Consider the following 17,835-nt stretch of genomic DNA (forward strand, 5'->3'; position numbering starts at 1 on the left):
CAGGACGTAAAAAGCAGCATTGTCTCAAAGGACAATGTTTAGCAGCGACAGCCGACCCGCAGATTATTTAGCGCGAATCACTGGTGCTCAGCGTGACCGGTTCAGGGATGGCTTTCTTTTGCTGATGATGCTCGATGGCACCGGGAATGATGAAAAGCAGGCGGCCGAACAAAATTAAGAAGCTGACCAGTAAAACAATGCGGGTCATGGTGCCAGTTTTGGGACGTCTTCGTGCAGAGATAGCGCTGTTCACGCGGGGTGGTTCCTGTAAATGCCCGATGGGCGGAGGCAATATTTAGTCACACTTAGATCGCTAAAGCAATCACTGTGTGAAAAATGAGCGAAAAAGGTTCAGCGCACTGATCGACATCAGACAATCGAATGGCCGCACAAAGCGGCCGTTAATTCAGTAACTGGCTTTCTGCGCCAGCAGCGTGGCGAAACGGGTTTTAATGCGGTTACCGTTTTCATCACGACGATGCAGTTCACCGACCTCTTCGTTGTACTTCACAATATGCCAGTTGCGGTAATAGTGGCTGAGTTCACCGGATTTAAACGCAAACGGGAAGTTTTGCGTATTGGGATAATCATCGGTATCCATCGCCGCCACAATCAGGTTGTAGCCATATTTACGCGTGCTGGCCTGCATATCGGCAATCAGCTGCGGAATGGTTGCCGGCTGCAGGAACATCATCACCACGGTCGACAGCACAAACTGATAACTGCCGTTGAAGCGCACGCTATTCAGATCGCACAGCTCGGTGTGAATGTTCTGTAGATTCTCTTCCGCAATGATGCTGTTCAGGCGCTCCAGACTGGCGGGATTGCTGTCCCAGGCCGTCACGTCAAAGCCATGCTGATTGAGAAACAGACTATTGCGGCCCTGGCCGCAGCCCAAATCCAGTGCTTTCCCTACTTCAAGATGAGGCAGGGCCGCCAGCACTTCAGAATGGGTCGGCGTGAGGCCGTATTGTTCAGCGTAATAATTATCGGGGCGTGTCGTCATAACCAGATTGCGGGCCAGTTGCCCGCATTACTCCTCTTCTTCCAGCATCAGTTTCCAGCCGGTGACATCATTCCAGTAAGCTTGCTCGCGCTCCAGATCCAGCTGCACCAGCGTATTCTGGCTCAGGAAGCCGGCAGGGAAGGTCAGCGTCCAGTGGCCGTCGTCGGTGCTGAGCTTGAGAGAATCCGGTTTGGTGGTCGCCTGGCGCTGATTATTCAGCAGCGTGCCAAGACGCAGCAGGAATACCATCGGCAGAAACTGTTTCTTTTTAAACAAGGTGAAACGCGGCATCTCATCCTGCTTCACCGCTTTGCGGTGATAACGTACCAGCGTGGCCAACAGCATCTGTTGATCCTGATTAAAGCCCGGCATGTTGGAGTTCTGCAGGATGTAAGCCGAATGGCGCTGCATGCCGCTGTGATTGATTGTCAATCCCACTTCATGCAGCAGCGCGGCCCATTTCAGCAGCGCCGACAGTTGCGGATTGGCTTGCTTGGGATTCTGCTCCTGCCACTGCAAATAGAGCTTCTCGGTGGTTTCCAGCACACGGCGCGCCTGATCGCTATCAATCGCATAGTGATTTGCCAGACTTTGCGCGGTGCGGCTGCGAATGTCCTGATGACGGAAACGGCCTTCCATCTCATACAGCACGCCTTCACGCAGTGCGCCGTCAGAGAGACGCAGCTCGCGAATCGCTAACGCATCAAACACGCCACACAAAATTGCTAAGCCCGGTACAAATACCGCCTTACGCTCTTCCGACAAGCCCGGCAGGCTCAGCGCATTAAACGACTTATGCTTCAGCACTTCGCTGGTCAGCAATTCCAGCGTTTCTGGCGTAATCAGCTTCTCTTTTTCGCCCATCGCCAGCAGCACTTCGCAGGCCGCTTTAATGGAACCCGACGCGCCTAGCGCATATTGCCAGCCGTGCAGACGATATTGCCACGCCATGGTTTCCAGCTTTTGCGCAGCGGAGAGGCGCGCGCGGCGGAAGTTTTCTGACGTGATTTCGCCTTTGGGGAAGAAGAGATTGGCGAAGCTGACGCAGCCCATGCGGCGGCTCTCTACCAGCTGCGGCTCAAAGTCTTCCCCAATCACCAGTTCGGTGGAGCCGCCGCCGATATCGATCACCAGCTTGCGGCCTTTTTCCGGCTGCGTGTGCTCCACGCCCATAAAAATCAGACGCGCTTCTTCGTTGCCGGAGATCACCTCGATCGGATAGGGAATCACCTCGGCCGCGCGCTGCAGAAACTCTTCCGCATTGCTGGCGATACGCAGCGTGTGCGTGCCGACGATCGTCACGTTGGCGGAACTGAAGCCCTGCAAACGTTCGGCGAACAACGCCAGACAGCTCAGCCCGCGCTCAATCGCTTCTTCGCTCAGGCGATTGTGCGCATCCAGCCCATCGGCCAGATGCACGCGCTGTTTCAGGCGTCCCAGCACTTGCAAAGCGCCATCCACCACGCGGGCAATGACCATATGGAAGCTGTTCGAGCCGAGGTCGATTGCCGCGAATTCCTGAGGTTTCGGCGTACTTTTATGTGAGATTGGCATAGGCGTTATTCGGGTTGTTCCAGTTTCTTGATGTAGTCATAAATGGCCAGTTGCGAACGCACCTTTTTACGGTTGCCGCGCGGCACATAACGATTACTCAGCTCTTTATCGACGATGCGGGCTTTCACCGTATCACTAAACAGAATGGCGATGATGTCCAATATGCGCTGCTTCACGCGGGGATCAAGAATCGCCACGGCTACTTCAATGCGGTGGTCTATGTTACGCGTCATCCAGTCCGCGGAAGAGAGGAACACCTTTTTCTCGCCGCCGTTCTCAAAAATATAGACGCGGTCGTGTTCGAGATAGCGGTCAACGATGCTGGTAATGCGAATATTTTCACTGATGCCCGGTAAATCAGGAATCAGCGAACACATGCCGCGCACCAGCAGATTCACTTTCACGCCTGCCGACGAGGCGGCGTAAAGTCGATCAACTAAACCATTATCCACCAGGTTGTTGATCTTCAACGTAATGCCAGCAGGATTGCCTTGCTGCGCGTTGGCGATCTCGGCATCAATGAACTTATACAGCACGTCACGCGAGTTCTGCGGTGACACCAGCAAATGCTCGAAAGTGACCGGACGATACGGATTCTCAATGAAGTTGAACACGCGACGCACTTCATTGGTGATGCGCGCATCGGCGGTCAGCAATGAATAGTCAGTATAAATGCGCGCGGTTTTTTCGTTGAAGTTCCCGGTACCGATATGCGCATAACGCACCACTTCTTCGCCTTCACGGCGCGAAATCAGGAACAGCTTGGCGTGAATTTTCAGACCCGGCGCGGAGAAGATCACATGCACGCCCGCTTCGGTCAGGCGTTTCGCCCAGCGGATGTTGGCCTCTTCATCGAAGCGCGCCTGCAGTTCCACCACCACCGTGACTTTCTTACCGTTATAGGCGGCGTGAATCATCGCATCCATGATGCGCGAGTTTTTCGCTACGCGGTAAATATTGATCTTAATCGCCAGCACGTTCGGGTCGAACGAGGCCTGACGCAGCAGCTCCAGCACATGCTCAAAGGTGTGATACGGATAGTAGAGCAGCACATCGCGATTGCGGATGGCGTCGAAGCCGTTGCGGAAGCCGTCAAAGCCGATGTGGCGAATCTGCGGCAGCGGACGGTTTTCCAGATTGCTTTTACCAACGTTCGGGAAGCCGATGAAATCTTTAAAGTTATGGTAGCGGCCGCCGGGCACAATCGAATCGTAGTTCGAAATCGACAGCTTATGGCGCAGCATTTCCACCATCGCATCCGGCATATCGCGCTGATAAACAAAACGAACCGGCTCGGCATTGAGACGCTGCTTCAGGCTCGACGACATCAGCTCCAGCAGGCTCGATTCCATCTCTGTAACCAGATCGTATTCGGCGTCGCGCGTCATCTTCATCGAATAGGCGTTCAGCGTATCGTAATCGAAGAAGCCTTTGAAAATTTCATCGAGGCAATAGCGCAGGATGTTATCCAGCAGAATCATTGGCTTGCGCCGGCGTGGCGACTCAGCCGGCAAGTTTATAAAGCGCGGCACTTTATCCGACGGGATCTCCAGCAGCGCATAACGAATATCGTCGCCGCGAATGATCTCCACCGCCAGATAGGTGTAATCGTCTTTCAGGAATTCGATCAGATCGGTGTCATGGTTAATCAGAATCGGCGTAACGTGCTGGCGTAATTGATGTTTGAAGTAGTAGCGCAGCCACTCTTGCTGATTCGGTGACAGTTGACGTTCGTTAATCAGGAAGATCTGATTACGCGCCATTTCCAGCAGCAGATCGTTGTAGAGCGCATCAAACTCCTGATCCGATTTCTGCACCCGCAGCTGAATTTTCTTTAACAGATGCCGCAAAGAGGTCGGTTTGCCTTGCTCTTCGCTGATCAGAATTCGCCGCTTGAGATCGGCAAAGCGCACTTTATAGAACTCTTCGAGGTTATTGGAGTAAATCCCGAGGAAGCGCATGCGTTCAATCAGCGGATTACTTTTATCCGAGGCTTCCTGTAACACACGTTCATTGAAGCTTAACCAGCTTAATTCTTTTTCTATATACAGCTTATCCTGACCCATTCTGACTCCGAGATGCTGATGCTGGACGGAATGTCCGGCGGAAAAGACGCAAAAATGCGTTACCGCTCAGTGTCCGTCACCATTATGGCGAGAGTATGGCAGGCTTGTCCAACGTCAAAGGTTGTCTTATCAATCAGCTACGGGCAACATAGCGACTTGTTTCCACCGGTAACCTGGCCTGCATGAGCATAAATCGTATTCCCGTCCACTTTAGCGACCGTCGTCGACGCGCCACTGATAATTTAGTGCGCCGCGTCGTCACAGCTTGCGGCGTGGGAATTTTGCTGCTGATGTTACTGCTGTTCTTCTGGTTGATCTGGGTGGTGTTGCCGCTGTTTAGCGCGCCGGGAATGCATGCCACCACCAATATTCAGCTGTGGGACAAAGCCCCAATGCTGGCGATGGGCAGCGACGGCCATTTAGGCTGGCGCATCAGCCGCAACGAAGCGCGCTTTATTCCGCTTGATGGTCAACCTGCCGCTCCCGCACTGGCGCTGAATGGCAAACCCGATGCGGCGATCGCAAGCTTTGATAACCGCAGCGTGCTGCTCAATATGCAGGGCGAACTGCTGTTAATGCAACCGGTTATCCGCAACGGCAGCGGCGAATGGGGCTTCCCGCTCGGCGATCGTCCGCTGCGCTTACCGCAAGGCCCGGTCAGTAACATGGCGCTGACCGCTCTCAACGACCATCAATGGTTGATCGCGGCGCAAACCGCAGCCGGCATCAGCCTGCTGACGCTGGAAAATCAGCAAAAAGTGAATCAGATCCTGTTGCCCCAGCAGCAGGCCGATCATCTGCTGCTGTCGCCGGATGGCACCTTGCTCTACGCCAGCAGCGGGCGCTTACTGCGCGTGTGGCAAATCACATCTGATGGCGCACAGTTACGTGAAACGCAAACCCTCAATCTACCGCCGCAAAGCCTGCATATGCTGGCCGGTGGACGCACCTTGCTGATTCAGGATGCGCAAGGCGTACAGCAATGGTTCGCTATCGCCAGTAATAATGGGCCGCGCTTACAACAGATTCACACCTTCAACGGTAGCCAGCAGGTACGCGGAATAACGCCGGAGCCGCAGCGCCGCGTGTTTGCCACTTACGATGCGCAGGGCAAGGTACAGCTGTTCGCCAGCAAGCAGCAGGGCGCGATTTTAACGCGTCAGCTGGCACCGGGCATTCAGGCACTGGCCTTCGCGCCGCACGGTGATGCCTTGATCATTGAACGCGCCGGGGAGTGGCAACAGTTTGCGCTGGATAACCCGTGGCCGGACTTCACCTGGCGCAACCTGTGGCAAAAAATCTGGTACGAAAACTATCCGCAGGCCGATTGGGTATGGCAATCCACCGCGGCGGGCGACAGCTATCAAGCCAAGTTCAGCCTGATGCCGCTGGTACTGGGCACGCTAAAAGCCGCCAGTCTGGCGCTGCTGTTTGCCACGCCGCTGGCGCTGGCCGCCGCGATGTATACCGCCTGGTTTATGTCGCCGGGTTTACGTCGCTGGGTGAAACCGGCGATCGAAATGATGGGCGCGCTGCCCAGCGTGGTAATTGGTTTAATCGCTGGCGTGTGGCTGGCACCGCACATCAGCACCGCGCTGGTTGGTGTGCTGCTACTGCCGCCGGTGTTGGCCGCGACCTTATTATTGTGCGGCGTGCTGAGTCCGCGTTTGCCGGCCAGCTGGCGACGTCCCGGTTTTGAAGTGATTCTGCTGCTGCCGCTAATGTTAGTGGTGACGTTGCTGACGCTGTGGCTGCCAACGCTGTTCTGGCCGGAGATTGGCGAGCGTTTAGCGCATTACGAACAGCGCAACTTATTAGTTGCTGCGCTGGCGATGGGTTTTGCACTGGTGCCGCTGATTTTCACCCTATCGGAAGATGCGCTGTTCAGCGTGCCGGGCGCGCTCGGGCAGGGCTCGCTGGCGCTGGGCGCCACGCCGTGGCAAACCCTGACGCGTGTAGTGCTGCCGGGTGCCTCCGCGGGCATCTTCGCCGCCTTAATGATTGGCTTTGGCCGCGCCGTCGGCGAGACGATGATTGTGCTGATGGCCACCGGCAACACGCCGGTTAGCGAAGGCGGCTTATTTGCTGGCCTGCGTGCGCTCTCCGCCAACATTGCCATTGAGATGCCCGAAGCCGCAGCGGGCAGCGCGCATTATCGCATTCTGTTCCTCAGTGCGTTGTTGCTGTTGATCTTCACCTTGGTGATCAACACCATCGCCGAGTTGATTCGTCAGCGCTTGCGCCAACGCTACAGCCAGCATGAGGGCCACGGATGACGGCGATGAAACAAAACGATCGCTGGCGCTGGCTCACCGCTGGCGCCGTCGCGGTTTGCCTGCTGGCGTTTACCTTGCTGATTGGTTTGCTCGGCTGGCAGGGCGTGCGTGCCTTCTGGCCGCAGCCGGTCGATCAATATCAGTTCCAGCCGCCGCAAGGCAGCCCGGTGATGGTGCTGGGTGAAACCTTGCAAAAGCAGCAGCAGGGCGAACAGTGGCGCTATGTGGTGAAAACCGGCAACCGTGACTTTGCCGCGCCGGATTTCCGCGTGCTCTACAGTCAGGGCGAGGCGAAAACCCGTCGTCCTGCTGATGTGTTGGTGCTGCAGCGCCGCAACGGCGGTAACGCCTATGGCTGGCTGGTGGAGCTGCGCCAGGATAACGAAGTCATGACCGCTCAAAGCCGCGATGCCTTGCTGCATCAGCGTTTGCAGCAGGTACATGAGCAGCTGCGCCAGGCGAGTAACATCCGCCGCATTGAGATGGCGCGCCTTAATGCACAGCTGGAAAGCCTACAGCAGCAGGCCGATGAGCAGCAGCGTAACGGCCGCTTCAGCCTGGAAGTGCAGTCTGAGTTTGATGCCAATCGCACGGCGTTACAGCGCCGCTTTAACGCGCTGGCGCAGCAGTTAACCCATCTGCAGCACGAAAGTCAGCGCGATACGCTGGTGCTGCGCGATGTGAACGGCGTGGATCACACCATCCCATTGGCGCAGGTGGTGGATGCGTGGTATCCGAATGCCATGACCTTAACCAACAAAACGCTGCACTTCTTCGGTCAGATTTGGCAATTCGTCAGCGATTCACCGACTTCCGGTGGCGGCGAGAGCGGGGCGTTTCCGGCGATTTTTGGCACCGTGCTGATGGTGCTGTTGATGTCGATTATCGTCATGCCGCTCGGCGTCATCGCGGCGGTATGGCTACACGAATACGCCGGACGCAATGCACTGACGCGGCTGGTGCGCATCGCGGTGGTTAATCTTGCGGGCGTGCCGTCAATTGTCTACGGCGTGTTTGGCCTCGGTTTCTTTGTCTGGCTGATTGGCGGCACCCTCGACCAGCTGTTTTTCTCCAGCGCCTTACCCAATCCGACTTTTGGTACGCCGGGCTTGCTGTGGGCCGCGCTGACGCTGGCGCTGCTGACGCTGCCGGTGGTGATCGTTGCCACCGAAGAGGGATTGTCGCGCATTCCGGATAATCTGCGTCAGGGATCGCTTGCGCTGGGCGCAACGCAGGCGGAAACGCTGTGGCGCGTGGTGCTGCCGCTGGCGGTACCGGCCATGCTTACCGGCTTGATTCTGGCGGTGGCGCGTGCGGCTGGAGAAACCGCGCCGCTGATGCTGGTGGGCGTGGTGAAGATGGTGCCGGAGCTGCCGGTTGATGCGGTGTTCCCTTATCTGCACCTCGATCGCAAATTCATGCACCTCGGTTTTCAGATCTACGATTTGGCGTTCCAGAGCCCTAACATCGATGCTGATCGACCGCTGGTTTACGCCACCGCTTTGCTGCTGGTGGTGATCATCCTGTCGCTCAATCTGCTGGCGATGGCGTTGCGCCATCGGCTGCGTGAGCGTTACCGGATTATGACGCACTAAAAAGGTTTCTGATGACGCCCGATTACGATATTGCCCTTAGCGTTAATCAGCTGTCGCTGTGGTATGGCGAACGCCAGGCGCTGAATAACATTGATCTGCAGATTCCGAAGAACCGCATCACGGCGTTGATTGGTCCTTCCGGCTGTGGCAAATCGACGCTGCTGCGCTGTTTCAATCGCATGAATGATGTGATCGATCGCTGCCGCATTGAAGGCGAGATTCTGCTCGGTGATTACGCGGTGATGCAGGCGAATCAGGATCTTCCCGCGCTGCGTCGCCGCATTGGCATGGTGTTCCAGCGGCCGAATCCGTTTCCTAAATCGATCTACGAAAACGTTGTTTACGGCCTGCGCTTGCAGGGCGTGCGCGATCGTCGCGTGCTGAATGAAGCCTGTGAGCGTGCGCTGCGCGCGGCGGCGTTGTGGGGCGAAGTGAAAGATCAGCTGGGGCAGAACGCGTTAACGCTCTCTAACGGCCAGCAGCAGCGTTTGGTGATTGCGCGCGCCATTGCCATCGAGCCGGAAGTGTTACTGCTGGATGAGCCCACTTCGGCACTTGATCCGATCTCAACGCTGGTGATCGAGGAGTTGATGACCACGCTGAAGCAGCATTTCACACTGGTGCTGGTGACGCACAATATGCAGCAGGCGGCACGCGTGTCGGATTACACCGCGTTTATGCACAACGGTCAGTTGGTAGAGTTTGACGAAACCGACAGAATCTTCACCTCACCGAAAGCGCGGCGAACCGAAGATTATATTACGGGAAGATTTGGTTAAAAAAGTCTGCGATTTGTAGCGGCGCAATTTATTGCGCAATGCCCGGATGGGCACGATGTTGCCATCGAAATGCGCGATAAATCGCGCCGCTTCGGAATATGCATAACATTCAATCGTGAGCATAGCCTTGCGTCGGTAATAACTGACCATCCAGCCATGCTTTACCTTCACGCATCTGCAAACGCCCATCAACAAACCAGCTGATCACCAGCGGATAGATCGCGTGTTCCTGATGCTGCACGCGCGCGCTGATCTCGTCTTCGCTGTCGCCAGCAAACACCGGCACACGCGCTTGCAAAATAATGGGTCCGCCATCCAGCTCGTCAGTGACAAAATGCACTGAGGTGCCATGCTCCTCGTCGCCGTTTTCCAGCGCCTGACGATGTGTGTGTAAGCCCGGATATTTCGGCAACAGCGACGGATGAATATTCACCAGACGATCGTGATAGTGCGCGACAAAAGCGCTGCTGAGGATGCGCATATAACCGGCCAGCACCACCAGATCTGGCGCGTAAGCATCAATCTCCTGCATCAGCTGGCGATCAAAGGCTTCGCGGTCGGCAAAATCACTGGCGGCTAACGCATGTGACGGGACATTGGCTTCCCGCGCGCGCGTTAAACCAAACGCGCTGGCTTTATTACTGAAAACGGCAGCGACGCTGCCGTTGATACGCCCGCTTGCGCAGGCGTCGAGGATGGACTGAAGATTGCTTCCGTTGCCGGAGATCAGTACAACCAGTTTTTTCATGGATTGATAACCACACGCTCTTCTGAATCAGACGCTTTAATCACACCGATTTTCCACGCTTTTTCGCCCGCGTCGGTCATCAGCTGTACCGCTTTATCGGCTTCTGCCGGGCTCAGCGCAATCACCATGCCCACGCCGCAGTTAAAGGTGCGGTACATTTCGTGACGGCTGACGTTGCCCGCCTGCTGCAACCAGCTGAACACGGACGGCCACTGCCAGCTGCTCTCTTCCAGCACCGCCTGGGTGTTTTCTGGCAGCACGCGCGGGATATTTTCCCAGAAGCCGCCGCCGGTCAGATGCGAAATCGCATGCACATCAACCTGTTCGATCAGGCTAAGGATGTTTTTCACATAGATGCGGGTTGGCGCCAGCAGATGATCGGCCAGTGATTTGCCATCCAGCTGTTTGGTGGCCGGATCGGTCTGACTGACTTCAAGAATCTTGCGCACCAGTGAATAACCGTTCGAGTGTGGGCCGCTGGAACCCAGCGCGATCAGCACGTCGCCGTCCTGCACTTTCGAACCGTCAATGATCTCTGATTTTTCCACCACGCCAACGCAGAAACCCGCCACGTCGTAATCTTCGCCGTGGTACATGCCTGGCATTTCAGCAGTTTCACCGCCGACCAGCGCACAACCCGACTGCAAGCAACCTTCGGCGATGCCGGTGATCACCGATGACGCGGTATCCACATCCAGCTTGCCGGTCGCGTAATAATCGAGGAAGAACAGCGGCTCAGCACCCTGAACAATCAGGTCGTTAACACACATCGCGACCAGATCAATGCCGATGCTGTCGTGGCGTTTGAGATCCATCGCCAGACGCAGCTTGGTGCCGACGCCATCGGTTCCGGAGACCAGCACCGGCTCGCGGTACTTCTGCGGCAGCGCACAGAGCGCGCCGAATCCGCCCAATCCACCCATGACTTCCGGGCGGCGGGTTTTTTTCACTACGCCTTTAATACGGTCAACCAGATCGTTACCAGCATCGATATCAACACCGGCGTCTTTGTAGCTGAGAGAGGTTTTGTCGGTCACTGCGGAATCCCCACGCGAGTTGCGGTTGGTGGCAAAAATTAAGCGCGGCAATTCTAACAGCGCAGGCAAACGTTTGCGAGTCCCATCTCATGCTGCCTTTGCATCGCCTCAGATTTTCGCCAATCCTTAGATGACGCAAGCTATTGACCGATGACAAGTGGCGCAGCAGCGAAAAGGCGGTATAATCCGGCGATTTTTTTTAGCTCAACTCAATTCCGGGAGAACAATCATGAAGATCGTGGAAGTCAAACACCCGCTGGTCAAACATAAACTGGGCCTGATGCGTGAGCATGATATCAGCACCAAGCGTTTCCGCGAGCTGGCCTCGGAAGTGGGCAGCTTGCTGACCTATGAAGCCACCGCCGATCTGGAAACCGAGCGCGTCACCATCGAAGGCTGGAATGGTCCGGTTGAAATCGATCAGATCAAAGGTAAAAAAATCACCGTGGTTCCGATTCTGCGTGCGGGTCTTGGCATGATGGAAGGCGTGCTCGAGCACGTTCCCAGCGCGCGCATCAGCGTGGTTGGCGTGTATCGTGATGAAGAGACGCTGGAGCCGGTTCCTTATTTCCAGAAGCTGGTTTCGAACATCGAAGAGCGCCTGGCGCTGGTGGTCGACCCGATGCTGGCAACCGGCGGTTCGATGATCGCCACCATCGATCTGCTGAAAAAAGCCGGTTGTACCAGCATTAAAGTGCTGGTGCTGGTGGCCGCACCTGAAGGTATTGCCGCGCTGGAGAAAGCGCATCCGGATGTGGAGCTCTACACCGCATCTATCGATCAGGGATTGAACGAGAAAGGCTACATCATTCCTGGACTCGGTGATGCCGGGGACAAGATTTTCGGAACCAAATAAAAGAAACCAGCCGGCCAGAGAGTCGGCTTTTTTTTGGCAAAAACACAACATTGTCATCCTCGAGTTATTCGAGCCAACGCAACCATGGCTCGAAGAACGAAGAGGATAGGGGATAATAATGACTCGTCGTGCAATCGGCGTTAGCGAACGCCCACCGCTCTTACAAACCATCCCACTCAGCTTACAGCATCTGTTCGCCATGTTCGGCGCAACCGTGCTGGTGCCGATTCTGTTCCACATCAACCCGGCCACGGTGTTGCTGTTTAACGGCGTCGGAACGCTGCTCTATCTGTTTATCTGTAAAGGCAAAATCCCCGCTTATCTCGGATCGAGCTTTGCCTTTATTTCGCCGGTGCTGCTGCTGTTGCCGCTGGGTTATGAAGTGGCGCTGGGCGGTTTTATTCTCTGCGGTTTGCTGTTTTGTATTGTGGCGCTGATCGTCAAGAAAGCCGGTACCGGCTGGCTTGATGTGATGTTCCCACCGGCAGCGATGGGCGCGATTGTCGCGGTTATCGGTCTGGAACTGGCGGGCGTGGCGGCGAATATGGCCGGCCTGCTGCCTGCTGACGGCACATCGCCAGACAGCAAAACCGTGATCATCTCGATGGTGACGCTGGCGGTGACCGTGTTTGGTTCGGTGCTGTTCCGTGGTTTCCTCGCCATCATCCCGATTTTAGTCGGCGTGTTGGTCGGCTATGCGCTCTCTTACGCGATGGGCATTGTGGACTGGACCGCGGTGGAAAATGCGCCGTGGTTTGCGCTGCCAACCTTCTACACGCCGCGCTTTGAATGGGTGGCGATGCTGACTATTCTGCCAGCCGCGCTGGTGGTGATTGCCGAGCACGTGGGTCACTTGGTGGTCACCGCGAATATCGTGAAGAAAGATCTGATCCGCGATCCGGGTCTGCACCGCTCGATGTTCGCTAACGGTTTATCCACCATGATCTCCGGTTTCTTCGGCTCCACGCCGAACACCACTTACGGCGAGAACATCGGTGTAATGGCGATTACCCGCGTGTACAGCACCTGGGTAATTGGCGGCGCGGCGATCTTTGCCATTCTGCTCTCGTGCGTCGGCAAGCTTGCGGCGGCGATTCAGGCGGTTCCTGTACCGGTGATGGGCGGCGTATCGCTGCTGCTGTACGGCGTAATTGGCGCGTCCGGTATTCGTGTGCTGATCGAGTCTAAAGTGGATTACAACAAAGCGCAGAACCTGATCCTGACCTCGGTGATCCTGATCATCGGCGTGAGCGGTGCCAAAGTGCATATCGGCGCGGCCGAGCTGAAAGGTATGGCGCTGGCGACTATTGTTGGCGTGGGTCTGGCGCTTATCTTCCGTTTAATCAGCGTGTTGCGCCCGGAAGAGGTGGTGCTGGACGCTGAAGAGAAGCGCGAAAGTTAAGGCTGCAAGCCGGGCAGGGAAGCCCGGTTCATCTCCGGCAAAGATCGTGATAAACTTGCGCGGTTTTCTGCCCGCTCATCCGTTGAGGTACTTCTGAACACGCCGGCACAGCTCTCATTGCCACTCTATTTACCCGATGATGAAACCTTCGCCAGTTTCTGGCCGGGGGAAAACACGTCTCTGCTGGCGGCGCTGCAAGGCGCACTCTCTCAGCAACACGGTAGCTATCTCTATTTCTGGTCGCGCGAAGGCGGTGGCCGCAGTCATCTGCTGCATGCCGCCTGTGCGGAGCTCTCGGCGCGCGGCGAAGCGGTGGGCTATGTGCCGCTGGATAAGCGCACCTGGTTTGTGCCGGAAGTTCTGGAAGGCATGGAGAATCTGGCGCTGGTGTGCATTGATAATATCGAGTGCATCGCGGGCGATCCGGAGTGGGAAATGGCGATCTTTGATCTCTACAATCGTATTCTGGAAATCGGTAAAACGCGTTTGCTGATTACCGGCGATCGACCGCCGCGCCAGCTCAATCTCGGCTTACCGGATCTGGCTTCACGTCTCGACTGGGGACAGATTTACCGTTTGCAGCCGCTCTCGGATGACGACAAATTACAGGCGATGCAGCTGCGTGCCGGATTGCGTGGTTTTGAGTTGCCGGAAGATGTCGGGCGCTTCCTGTTGAAACGCCTCGACCGTGAGATGCGCACGCTGTTTGATACGCTGGATCGTCTCGATCGCGCCTCCATCAGCGCCCAGCGCAAACTCACCATTCCTTTTGTTAAAGAAGCGCTGGAGCTTTAGATAATCTCCAGCACCGCTTCGGGTGGACGACCAATACGCGCCTTTTCGCCCTTGATCACAATCGGGCGTTCGATCAGTTTCGGATGATCCACCATCGCTTGCAGCAGCTGAGCCTCGCTTAACGCGCTATCCGCTAAAGCCAACTCTTGATACAAATCCTCTTTACGACGCATCAGTTCGCGCGCGCTGTGCATGCCGAGCTGTTTCAACAGACGTTTTAGCGTGGGGACATCGGGCGGCGTCTCAAGATAAAGCACCACATCGGGCTTGATACCTCGCTCCTGCAACAGCGCCAGCGTTTCGCGGCTCTTGCTGCAGCGCGGGTTGTGATAAATGCTGACCATCTTCTTATCCTTTTTGATAAACCTTAAAACGCTTCTGCAGTTCACGGAACTGGTCGATACGTGCGTCATAGCGCGCTTGTTTCAGGCTGCCGAGCGGCACTTGCGCGCTGGCGCTGCTCAAGGTGGAGATCGCCTGATCGAGCTGGCCGTTGAGCGCCAAACCTTCCGCGCGCGCCGAAAGTTCTTCATCGCGCAAACCCTGCGCCGCAGAGGCCTGCGCCAGCAGATCAAAGGCGTTAACATCGTCTGGATGGGCAAAGGTGTAGCGATTGAGGATGCGGCTGGCGTTGGCGGGCTGCTTCGCTTCGACATAGGCATTAGCCAGATTCAACTGCAACACCGGATTGCTGTTGCTGCCTTTGGCGCTGCTGAGCATGGCGATCGCCTGCTGCGGCTGATTCAGGCCGATGTCGATGTCGGTCATGATATCAAGGAACCAGACGTTATCCGGCTGCTTCGCCAGCAGCGGGGCGATCACCCGTTTGGCGCTATCAAAGCTTTTGGCCTGCAGGAACTGTATCGCTTTGCCGTACTGTGCCGCCTGCTGCTCGCGCACGTTGCCTTTGGCGTATTCGTTCAGCAGGTCATCGGTCAGCTGATTGCGGCCAGTGGCGTACATGCCGAGCGAGCGCACTTTCGCCATGTAGAAATCCTGCGACGACTGCACCACCACCGGACGCATTTGGTTGGCGCGGTTACGCGCATCGGCAAGTCGGCTGTCGGGTAACGGGTGCGTCAGCAAAATTTCCGGCGGCTTGGAGGAGAAGCGGCTCTGATCCGCCAGCTTCTGCAGAAAAGTCGGCATCGCTTGCGGATCGAATCCAGCGCGTTGCAGAACCTGAATACCGATGCGGTCAGCTTCCTGCTCGTTGCCCTGGGTAAAGCTGATAATGCCTTGCTGCGCACCCGCCAGCGTACCGGTCAACGCCGCCATGCCGGCTTGCGGGCTGGCCATTGCCAGCAGAATCGATCCCAATGCGCCGACCCAGGTCAGCGGCGCATTGCGTCGCTGCTCTTCCATGGCGCGCGCCAGATGGCGCTGCGTGACGTGCGAGATTTCGTGCGCCATCACCGACGCCAGCTGGCTTTCGTTATCGGTATAGCGGAACAGCGATGAATGCAGCACCACGTTGCCGCCAAAGAAGGCGAAGGCGTTGAGTTCGTCGTTCTGGATCAAAAAGAAGTGGAACGGCGTCCGCACCGAGTTGGCATGCGCCACCAGTCGCTGACCAAGCTCGTTAATGTATTGATTCAACAGCGGATCGTTAATCAGAGGCGCACTGGCGCGCAGCTGGCGCACGTAGAAGTCGCCCATCTGCAGTTCCTGATTAATCGAAAGCGTTGAACCTGCTGTGGTGCCCATGTCGGGCAGCGTATCACTAACGTCAGCGCGCGCACTCAGCGCAGGCGTCAGCAGCAGCGTAGGAATAAGGGCCGCCAGCACTGATTTTTTCAACCGGTTAAACATGCCTTGATCCTGTAAAAGTCACCCGAAATTGGACAGGTAAGTGGTTCAAATGTTCTGCACTATTTTTCCCTTTGCGGAACGCGCTCTATCTTAACCAGACTGCGGCGACAAGCAAACGATGAAGATTCATGCGCTTTAAATGAAAAAAGGGTTACAGCATGACGAAATTGCAGCAAAAAATTGAATAGCACGCCGCGATTTAAACAGGCTTCTTTATCCGCAGAAGTTAAAGTTACGTAAAGTTGCTCAAAATTATTGAATTTGGCATGAACTTTTCCAGGTTTACTCTGAAAAGCGGCGGTAAATCAGCGGTGTTGGCCCGCTTTATCCATCAGTGTTTTTAATCGTGAAGACGACGCGCAGAGCATTCTACACAGTTATCATCGGACGGATTTTAAACGCACGTAAACTTATTCCCTCTGTATTAGGATCACAATTTCACGGCCACGCATTTCTCAACTGCTGCCAAAGCGACAATCGAAACCCTTTTTCAATTAACCTTGCTAATTATTTTTCACGCAATGAAAACGCCGGACAGCCCGTCACTACAGGACTTTTGCCTTGCTCACGCTGTGGTATAGATAAGGCACTTTATTCAAACGGACTGTGAATTGACGCGCAGTGTAAGCCGGAGAGTTTTTATGCGTTCTGTAGTTTCGTACGCCCTTATCGCAATTGTCGGTGGCTTTGTTGGCGCCACCGTGAGTAAAGGTGATGACCTGTATCAGCGTGTTGTCAGCCATTTTTCCTCTGCACCCGCCGATCCCGACGGCTTCTGGAGCACGCCCGCCGTCGACGGCTACGGCAAAATCCATTACGAACCGGATGCGGCTTTCAAACCGGTGGTCGGTTTAAGCAACAAAGTGGTGTTTCAAATTACCCGCAGTGAAGGGGAGATGACGCGCCCAAATCTTGGACTGGAGCGCGTAGCGCGCGTGGTCAATCTCTATATCGCTTCGGGCGTGCCCGCTGACGACCTGCACTTTGTGGTATCGGTCACCGGTGATGCCACGCCAGCGATGCTGGATAACGCGCATTTCCAGCAGTTCTACCAGGCGGACAACCCCAATCTGGCGCTGATCGGCGCACTGAATAAGTTGGGCGTGAAGGTTTCCGTATGCGATCAGTCGGTGGCGTTCCATCACTTCCCGAGAGAGTGGATTGACCCATCGGTGATTCATGCACTCTCCAGCCCGACTACCGTGTCGACGCTGGAAAATCAGGGTTATGCACTCTTACAGATGTAAATTTCAGGCACAGGAGAAGTGAAATGCATCCAGCATCCTATATCGTTATTGCGGCTCTGGCAGGGTTTGTCGGCGGCAATGTATTACAGCTCCCCGATTTGGTCGACAAGGTCAGCGACAAATTTGCTGATAAGAAAAGTGAACCGGCGGATTTCTGGAGCACGCCGGCGATCGACGGTTACGGCAAAATCCACTTTGTGAATGTGCCGGACTACAATCCGGCCACCACGCCAGGGTTGAGCAATAAAATCGTCTTCCAGATCAACCGTAATGAAGGCGATGTGCGTCAGCCTAACCTTGGGCTGGAGCGCGTGGCACGCGTCACCAACCTCTATTACGCGGCGGGCGTACCGCTCGATCAGCTGAAATTTGTGGTGTCGATTAACAGCGATGCGGTTCCTGCGGCGTTGAATAATGAGCAGTTCCGCAAAACCTATGGCACCGATAACCCCAATCTCAAGCTGATTGATGAGCTGAAAAAAGCCGGCGTGAAGGTGACCATTTGCGATCAGTCGGTGGCTTTCCATCAGCTGGAGCGCAACTGGATCGATACGCGCGTCACCCACACGCTGTCGAGCGGCACCACCGTGGCGTCGCTGCAGAACGAAGGTTACGCCTTCCTGATGCTCTGATTCCTGCCTGACGGCAGTTCGCGCTGCTGT

Annotated in this window: 16 protein-coding genes; 8 read left to right on the plus strand and 8 right to left on the minus strand. The window is 55.8% G+C overall.

The genetic code is table 11. From position 1 onward, the window contains the following. Positions 1-67: 67 nt before the first annotated feature. The 4 genes from DEU53_RS06750 to ppk1 form a co-directional block, all read right to left on the minus strand. Positions 68-253 carry a YfgG family protein gene (locus DEU53_RS06750; RefSeq protein ID WP_110866478.1) on the minus strand — a complete coding sequence of 62 codons (186 nt, stop codon included), beginning with the start codon at positions 251-253 and terminating at the stop codon, positions 68-70. Between the two features lie 153 nt (positions 254-406). After that, positions 407-1,012: a tellurite resistance methyltransferase TehB gene (gene tehB, locus DEU53_RS06755; RefSeq protein ID WP_110866479.1), complete on the minus strand. Its 606-nt coding sequence runs from the start codon at positions 1,010-1,012 to the stop codon at positions 407-409. Between the two features lie 21 nt (positions 1,013-1,033). After that, complete coding sequence (gene ppx, locus DEU53_RS06760; RefSeq protein ID WP_110866480.1) at positions 1,034-2,560, minus strand: exopolyphosphatase; 1,527 nt, start codon at positions 2,558-2,560, stop codon at positions 1,034-1,036. 5 nt (positions 2,561-2,565) lie between these two features. After that, positions 2,566-4,626: a polyphosphate kinase 1 gene (gene ppk1, locus DEU53_RS06765; protein WP_101763506.1), complete on the minus strand. Its 2,061-nt coding sequence runs from the start codon at positions 4,624-4,626 to the stop codon at positions 2,566-2,568. 182 nt (positions 4,627-4,808) lie between these two features. Between ppk1 and DEU53_RS06770 the strand changes: the two genes are divergently transcribed. Genes DEU53_RS06770 through pstB form a run of 3 tightly spaced genes read left to right on the plus strand, consistent with a single transcriptional unit; the run spans position 4,809 to position 9,276 of the window. Next, positions 4,809-6,902 (plus strand): ABC transporter permease subunit, encoded by a 2,094-nt coding sequence (locus tag DEU53_RS06770; RefSeq protein ID WP_110866481.1) that lies wholly within the window; start codon positions 4,809-4,811, stop codon positions 6,900-6,902. Further along, positions 6,899-8,497 carry a phosphate ABC transporter permease PstA gene (gene pstA / locus DEU53_RS06775; RefSeq protein WP_101763508.1) on the plus strand — a complete coding sequence of 533 codons (1,599 nt, stop codon included), beginning with the start codon at positions 6,899-6,901 and terminating at the stop codon, positions 8,495-8,497. The genes DEU53_RS06770 and pstA overlap by 4 nt, the downstream gene beginning before the upstream one ends. Before the next feature lie 11 nt (positions 8,498-8,508). After that, positions 8,509-9,276: a phosphate ABC transporter ATP-binding protein PstB gene (pstB, locus tag DEU53_RS06780; protein ID WP_101763509.1), complete on the plus strand. Its 768-nt coding sequence runs from the start codon at positions 8,509-8,511 to the stop codon at positions 9,274-9,276. 109 nt (positions 9,277-9,385) lie between these two features. Here the strand turns inward: pstB and purN are convergent, their stop codons facing one another. Both purN and purM read right to left on the minus strand, forming a co-directional pair. Continuing rightward, entirely contained in the window at positions 9,386-10,024 is a 639-nt protein-coding gene (gene purN / locus DEU53_RS06785; RefSeq protein WP_110866482.1) for a phosphoribosylglycinamide formyltransferase, read from the minus strand. Further along, positions 10,021-11,061, minus strand: coding sequence for a phosphoribosylformylglycinamidine cyclo-ligase (gene purM, locus DEU53_RS06790; protein ID WP_110866692.1), 1,041 nt, complete (start codon positions 11,059-11,061; stop codon positions 10,021-10,023). The genes purN and purM overlap by 4 nt, the downstream gene beginning before the upstream one ends. A gap of 229 nt (positions 11,062-11,290) precedes the next feature. Here purM and upp point away from each other — a divergent pair, with 229 nt between their 5' ends. The 3 genes from upp (at position 11,291) to hda (ending at position 14,114) form a co-directional block, all read left to right on the plus strand. After that, positions 11,291-11,917, plus strand: a complete 627-nt coding sequence (gene upp, locus DEU53_RS06795; RefSeq protein WP_008108331.1) for a uracil phosphoribosyltransferase — start codon at positions 11,291-11,293, stop codon at positions 11,915-11,917. Positions 11,918-12,035: 118 nt separating this feature from the next. Next, on the plus strand, positions 12,036-13,319 hold the full coding sequence (gene uraA, locus DEU53_RS06800) for a uracil permease (RefSeq protein WP_110866483.1): 1,284 nt from the start codon (positions 12,036-12,038) through the stop codon (positions 13,317-13,319). 93 nt (positions 13,320-13,412) lie between these two features. Further along, positions 13,413-14,114, plus strand: coding sequence for a DnaA inactivator Hda (gene hda, locus DEU53_RS06805; protein WP_036649513.1), 702 nt, complete (start codon positions 13,413-13,415; stop codon positions 14,112-14,114). Here the strand turns inward: hda and arsC are convergent. Beyond that, positions 14,111-14,458, minus strand: coding sequence for an arsenate reductase (glutaredoxin) (arsC, locus tag DEU53_RS06810; RefSeq protein WP_110866484.1), 348 nt, complete (start codon positions 14,456-14,458; stop codon positions 14,111-14,113). The two genes, hda and arsC, sit on opposite strands and share 4 nt — an antisense overlap. A gap of 4 nt (positions 14,459-14,462) precedes the next feature. Beyond that, a complete protein-coding gene (locus DEU53_RS06815) occupies positions 14,463-15,926 on the minus strand; it encodes a M48 family metallopeptidase (RefSeq protein ID WP_110866485.1) in 1,464 nt (487 codons plus the stop codon). Between the two features lie 641 nt (positions 15,927-16,567). On the opposite strand from DEU53_RS06815, the gene DEU53_RS06820 reads away from it, so the two are divergent. Further along, on the plus strand, positions 16,568-17,173 hold the full coding sequence (locus tag DEU53_RS06820; protein ID WP_101763514.1) for a DsrE family protein: 606 nt from the start codon (positions 16,568-16,570) through the stop codon (positions 17,171-17,173). Positions 17,174-17,196: 23 nt separating this feature from the next. Further along, positions 17,197-17,805: a DsrE family protein gene (locus DEU53_RS06825; RefSeq protein WP_110866486.1), complete on the plus strand. Its 609-nt coding sequence runs from the start codon at positions 17,197-17,199 to the stop codon at positions 17,803-17,805. Positions 17,806-17,835 lie beyond the last annotated feature (30 nt).

Origin of the sequence: Pantoea sp. AG1095 (genome assembly GCF_003208415.1) — a bacterium.
GTDB classification, from domain to species: domain Bacteria; phylum Pseudomonadota; class Gammaproteobacteria; order Enterobacterales; family Enterobacteriaceae; genus Pantoea; species Pantoea leporis.

What these genes read in the sequence shown, in the direction of transcription:
- pstA (WP_101763508.1), top strand. Translation starts at nt 6,899, where the DNA reads ATGACGGCGATGAAACAAAACGATCGCTGGCGCTGGCTCACCGCTGGC.
- purN (WP_110866482.1), bottom strand. Translation starts at nt 10,024, where the DNA reads ATGAAAAAACTGGTTGTACTGATCTCCGGCAACGGAAGCAATCTTCAG.
- ppk1 (WP_101763506.1), bottom strand. Translation starts at nt 4,626, where the DNA reads ATGGGTCAGGATAAGCTGTATATAGAAAAAGAATTAAGCTGGTTAAGC.
- pstB (WP_101763509.1), top strand. Translation starts at nt 8,509, where the DNA reads ATGACGCCCGATTACGATATTGCCCTTAGCGTTAATCAGCTGTCGCTG.
- DEU53_RS06770 (WP_110866481.1), top strand. Translation starts at nt 4,809, where the DNA reads ATGAGCATAAATCGTATTCCCGTCCACTTTAGCGACCGTCGTCGACGC.
- ppx (WP_110866480.1), bottom strand. Translation starts at nt 2,560, where the DNA reads ATGCCAATCTCACATAAAAGTACGCCGAAACCTCAGGAATTCGCGGCA.
- DEU53_RS06825 (WP_110866486.1), top strand. Translation starts at nt 17,197, where the DNA reads ATGCATCCAGCATCCTATATCGTTATTGCGGCTCTGGCAGGGTTTGTC.
- uraA (WP_110866483.1), top strand. Translation starts at nt 12,036, where the DNA reads ATGACTCGTCGTGCAATCGGCGTTAGCGAACGCCCACCGCTCTTACAA.
- upp (WP_008108331.1), top strand. Translation starts at nt 11,291, where the DNA reads ATGAAGATCGTGGAAGTCAAACACCCGCTGGTCAAACATAAACTGGGC.
- arsC (WP_110866484.1), bottom strand. Translation starts at nt 14,458, where the DNA reads ATGGTCAGCATTTATCACAACCCGCGCTGCAGCAAGAGCCGCGAAACG.
- DEU53_RS06820 (WP_101763514.1), top strand. Translation starts at nt 16,568, where the DNA reads ATGCGTTCTGTAGTTTCGTACGCCCTTATCGCAATTGTCGGTGGCTTT.
- DEU53_RS06815 (WP_110866485.1), bottom strand. Translation starts at nt 15,926, where the DNA reads ATGTTTAACCGGTTGAAAAAATCAGTGCTGGCGGCCCTTATTCCTACG.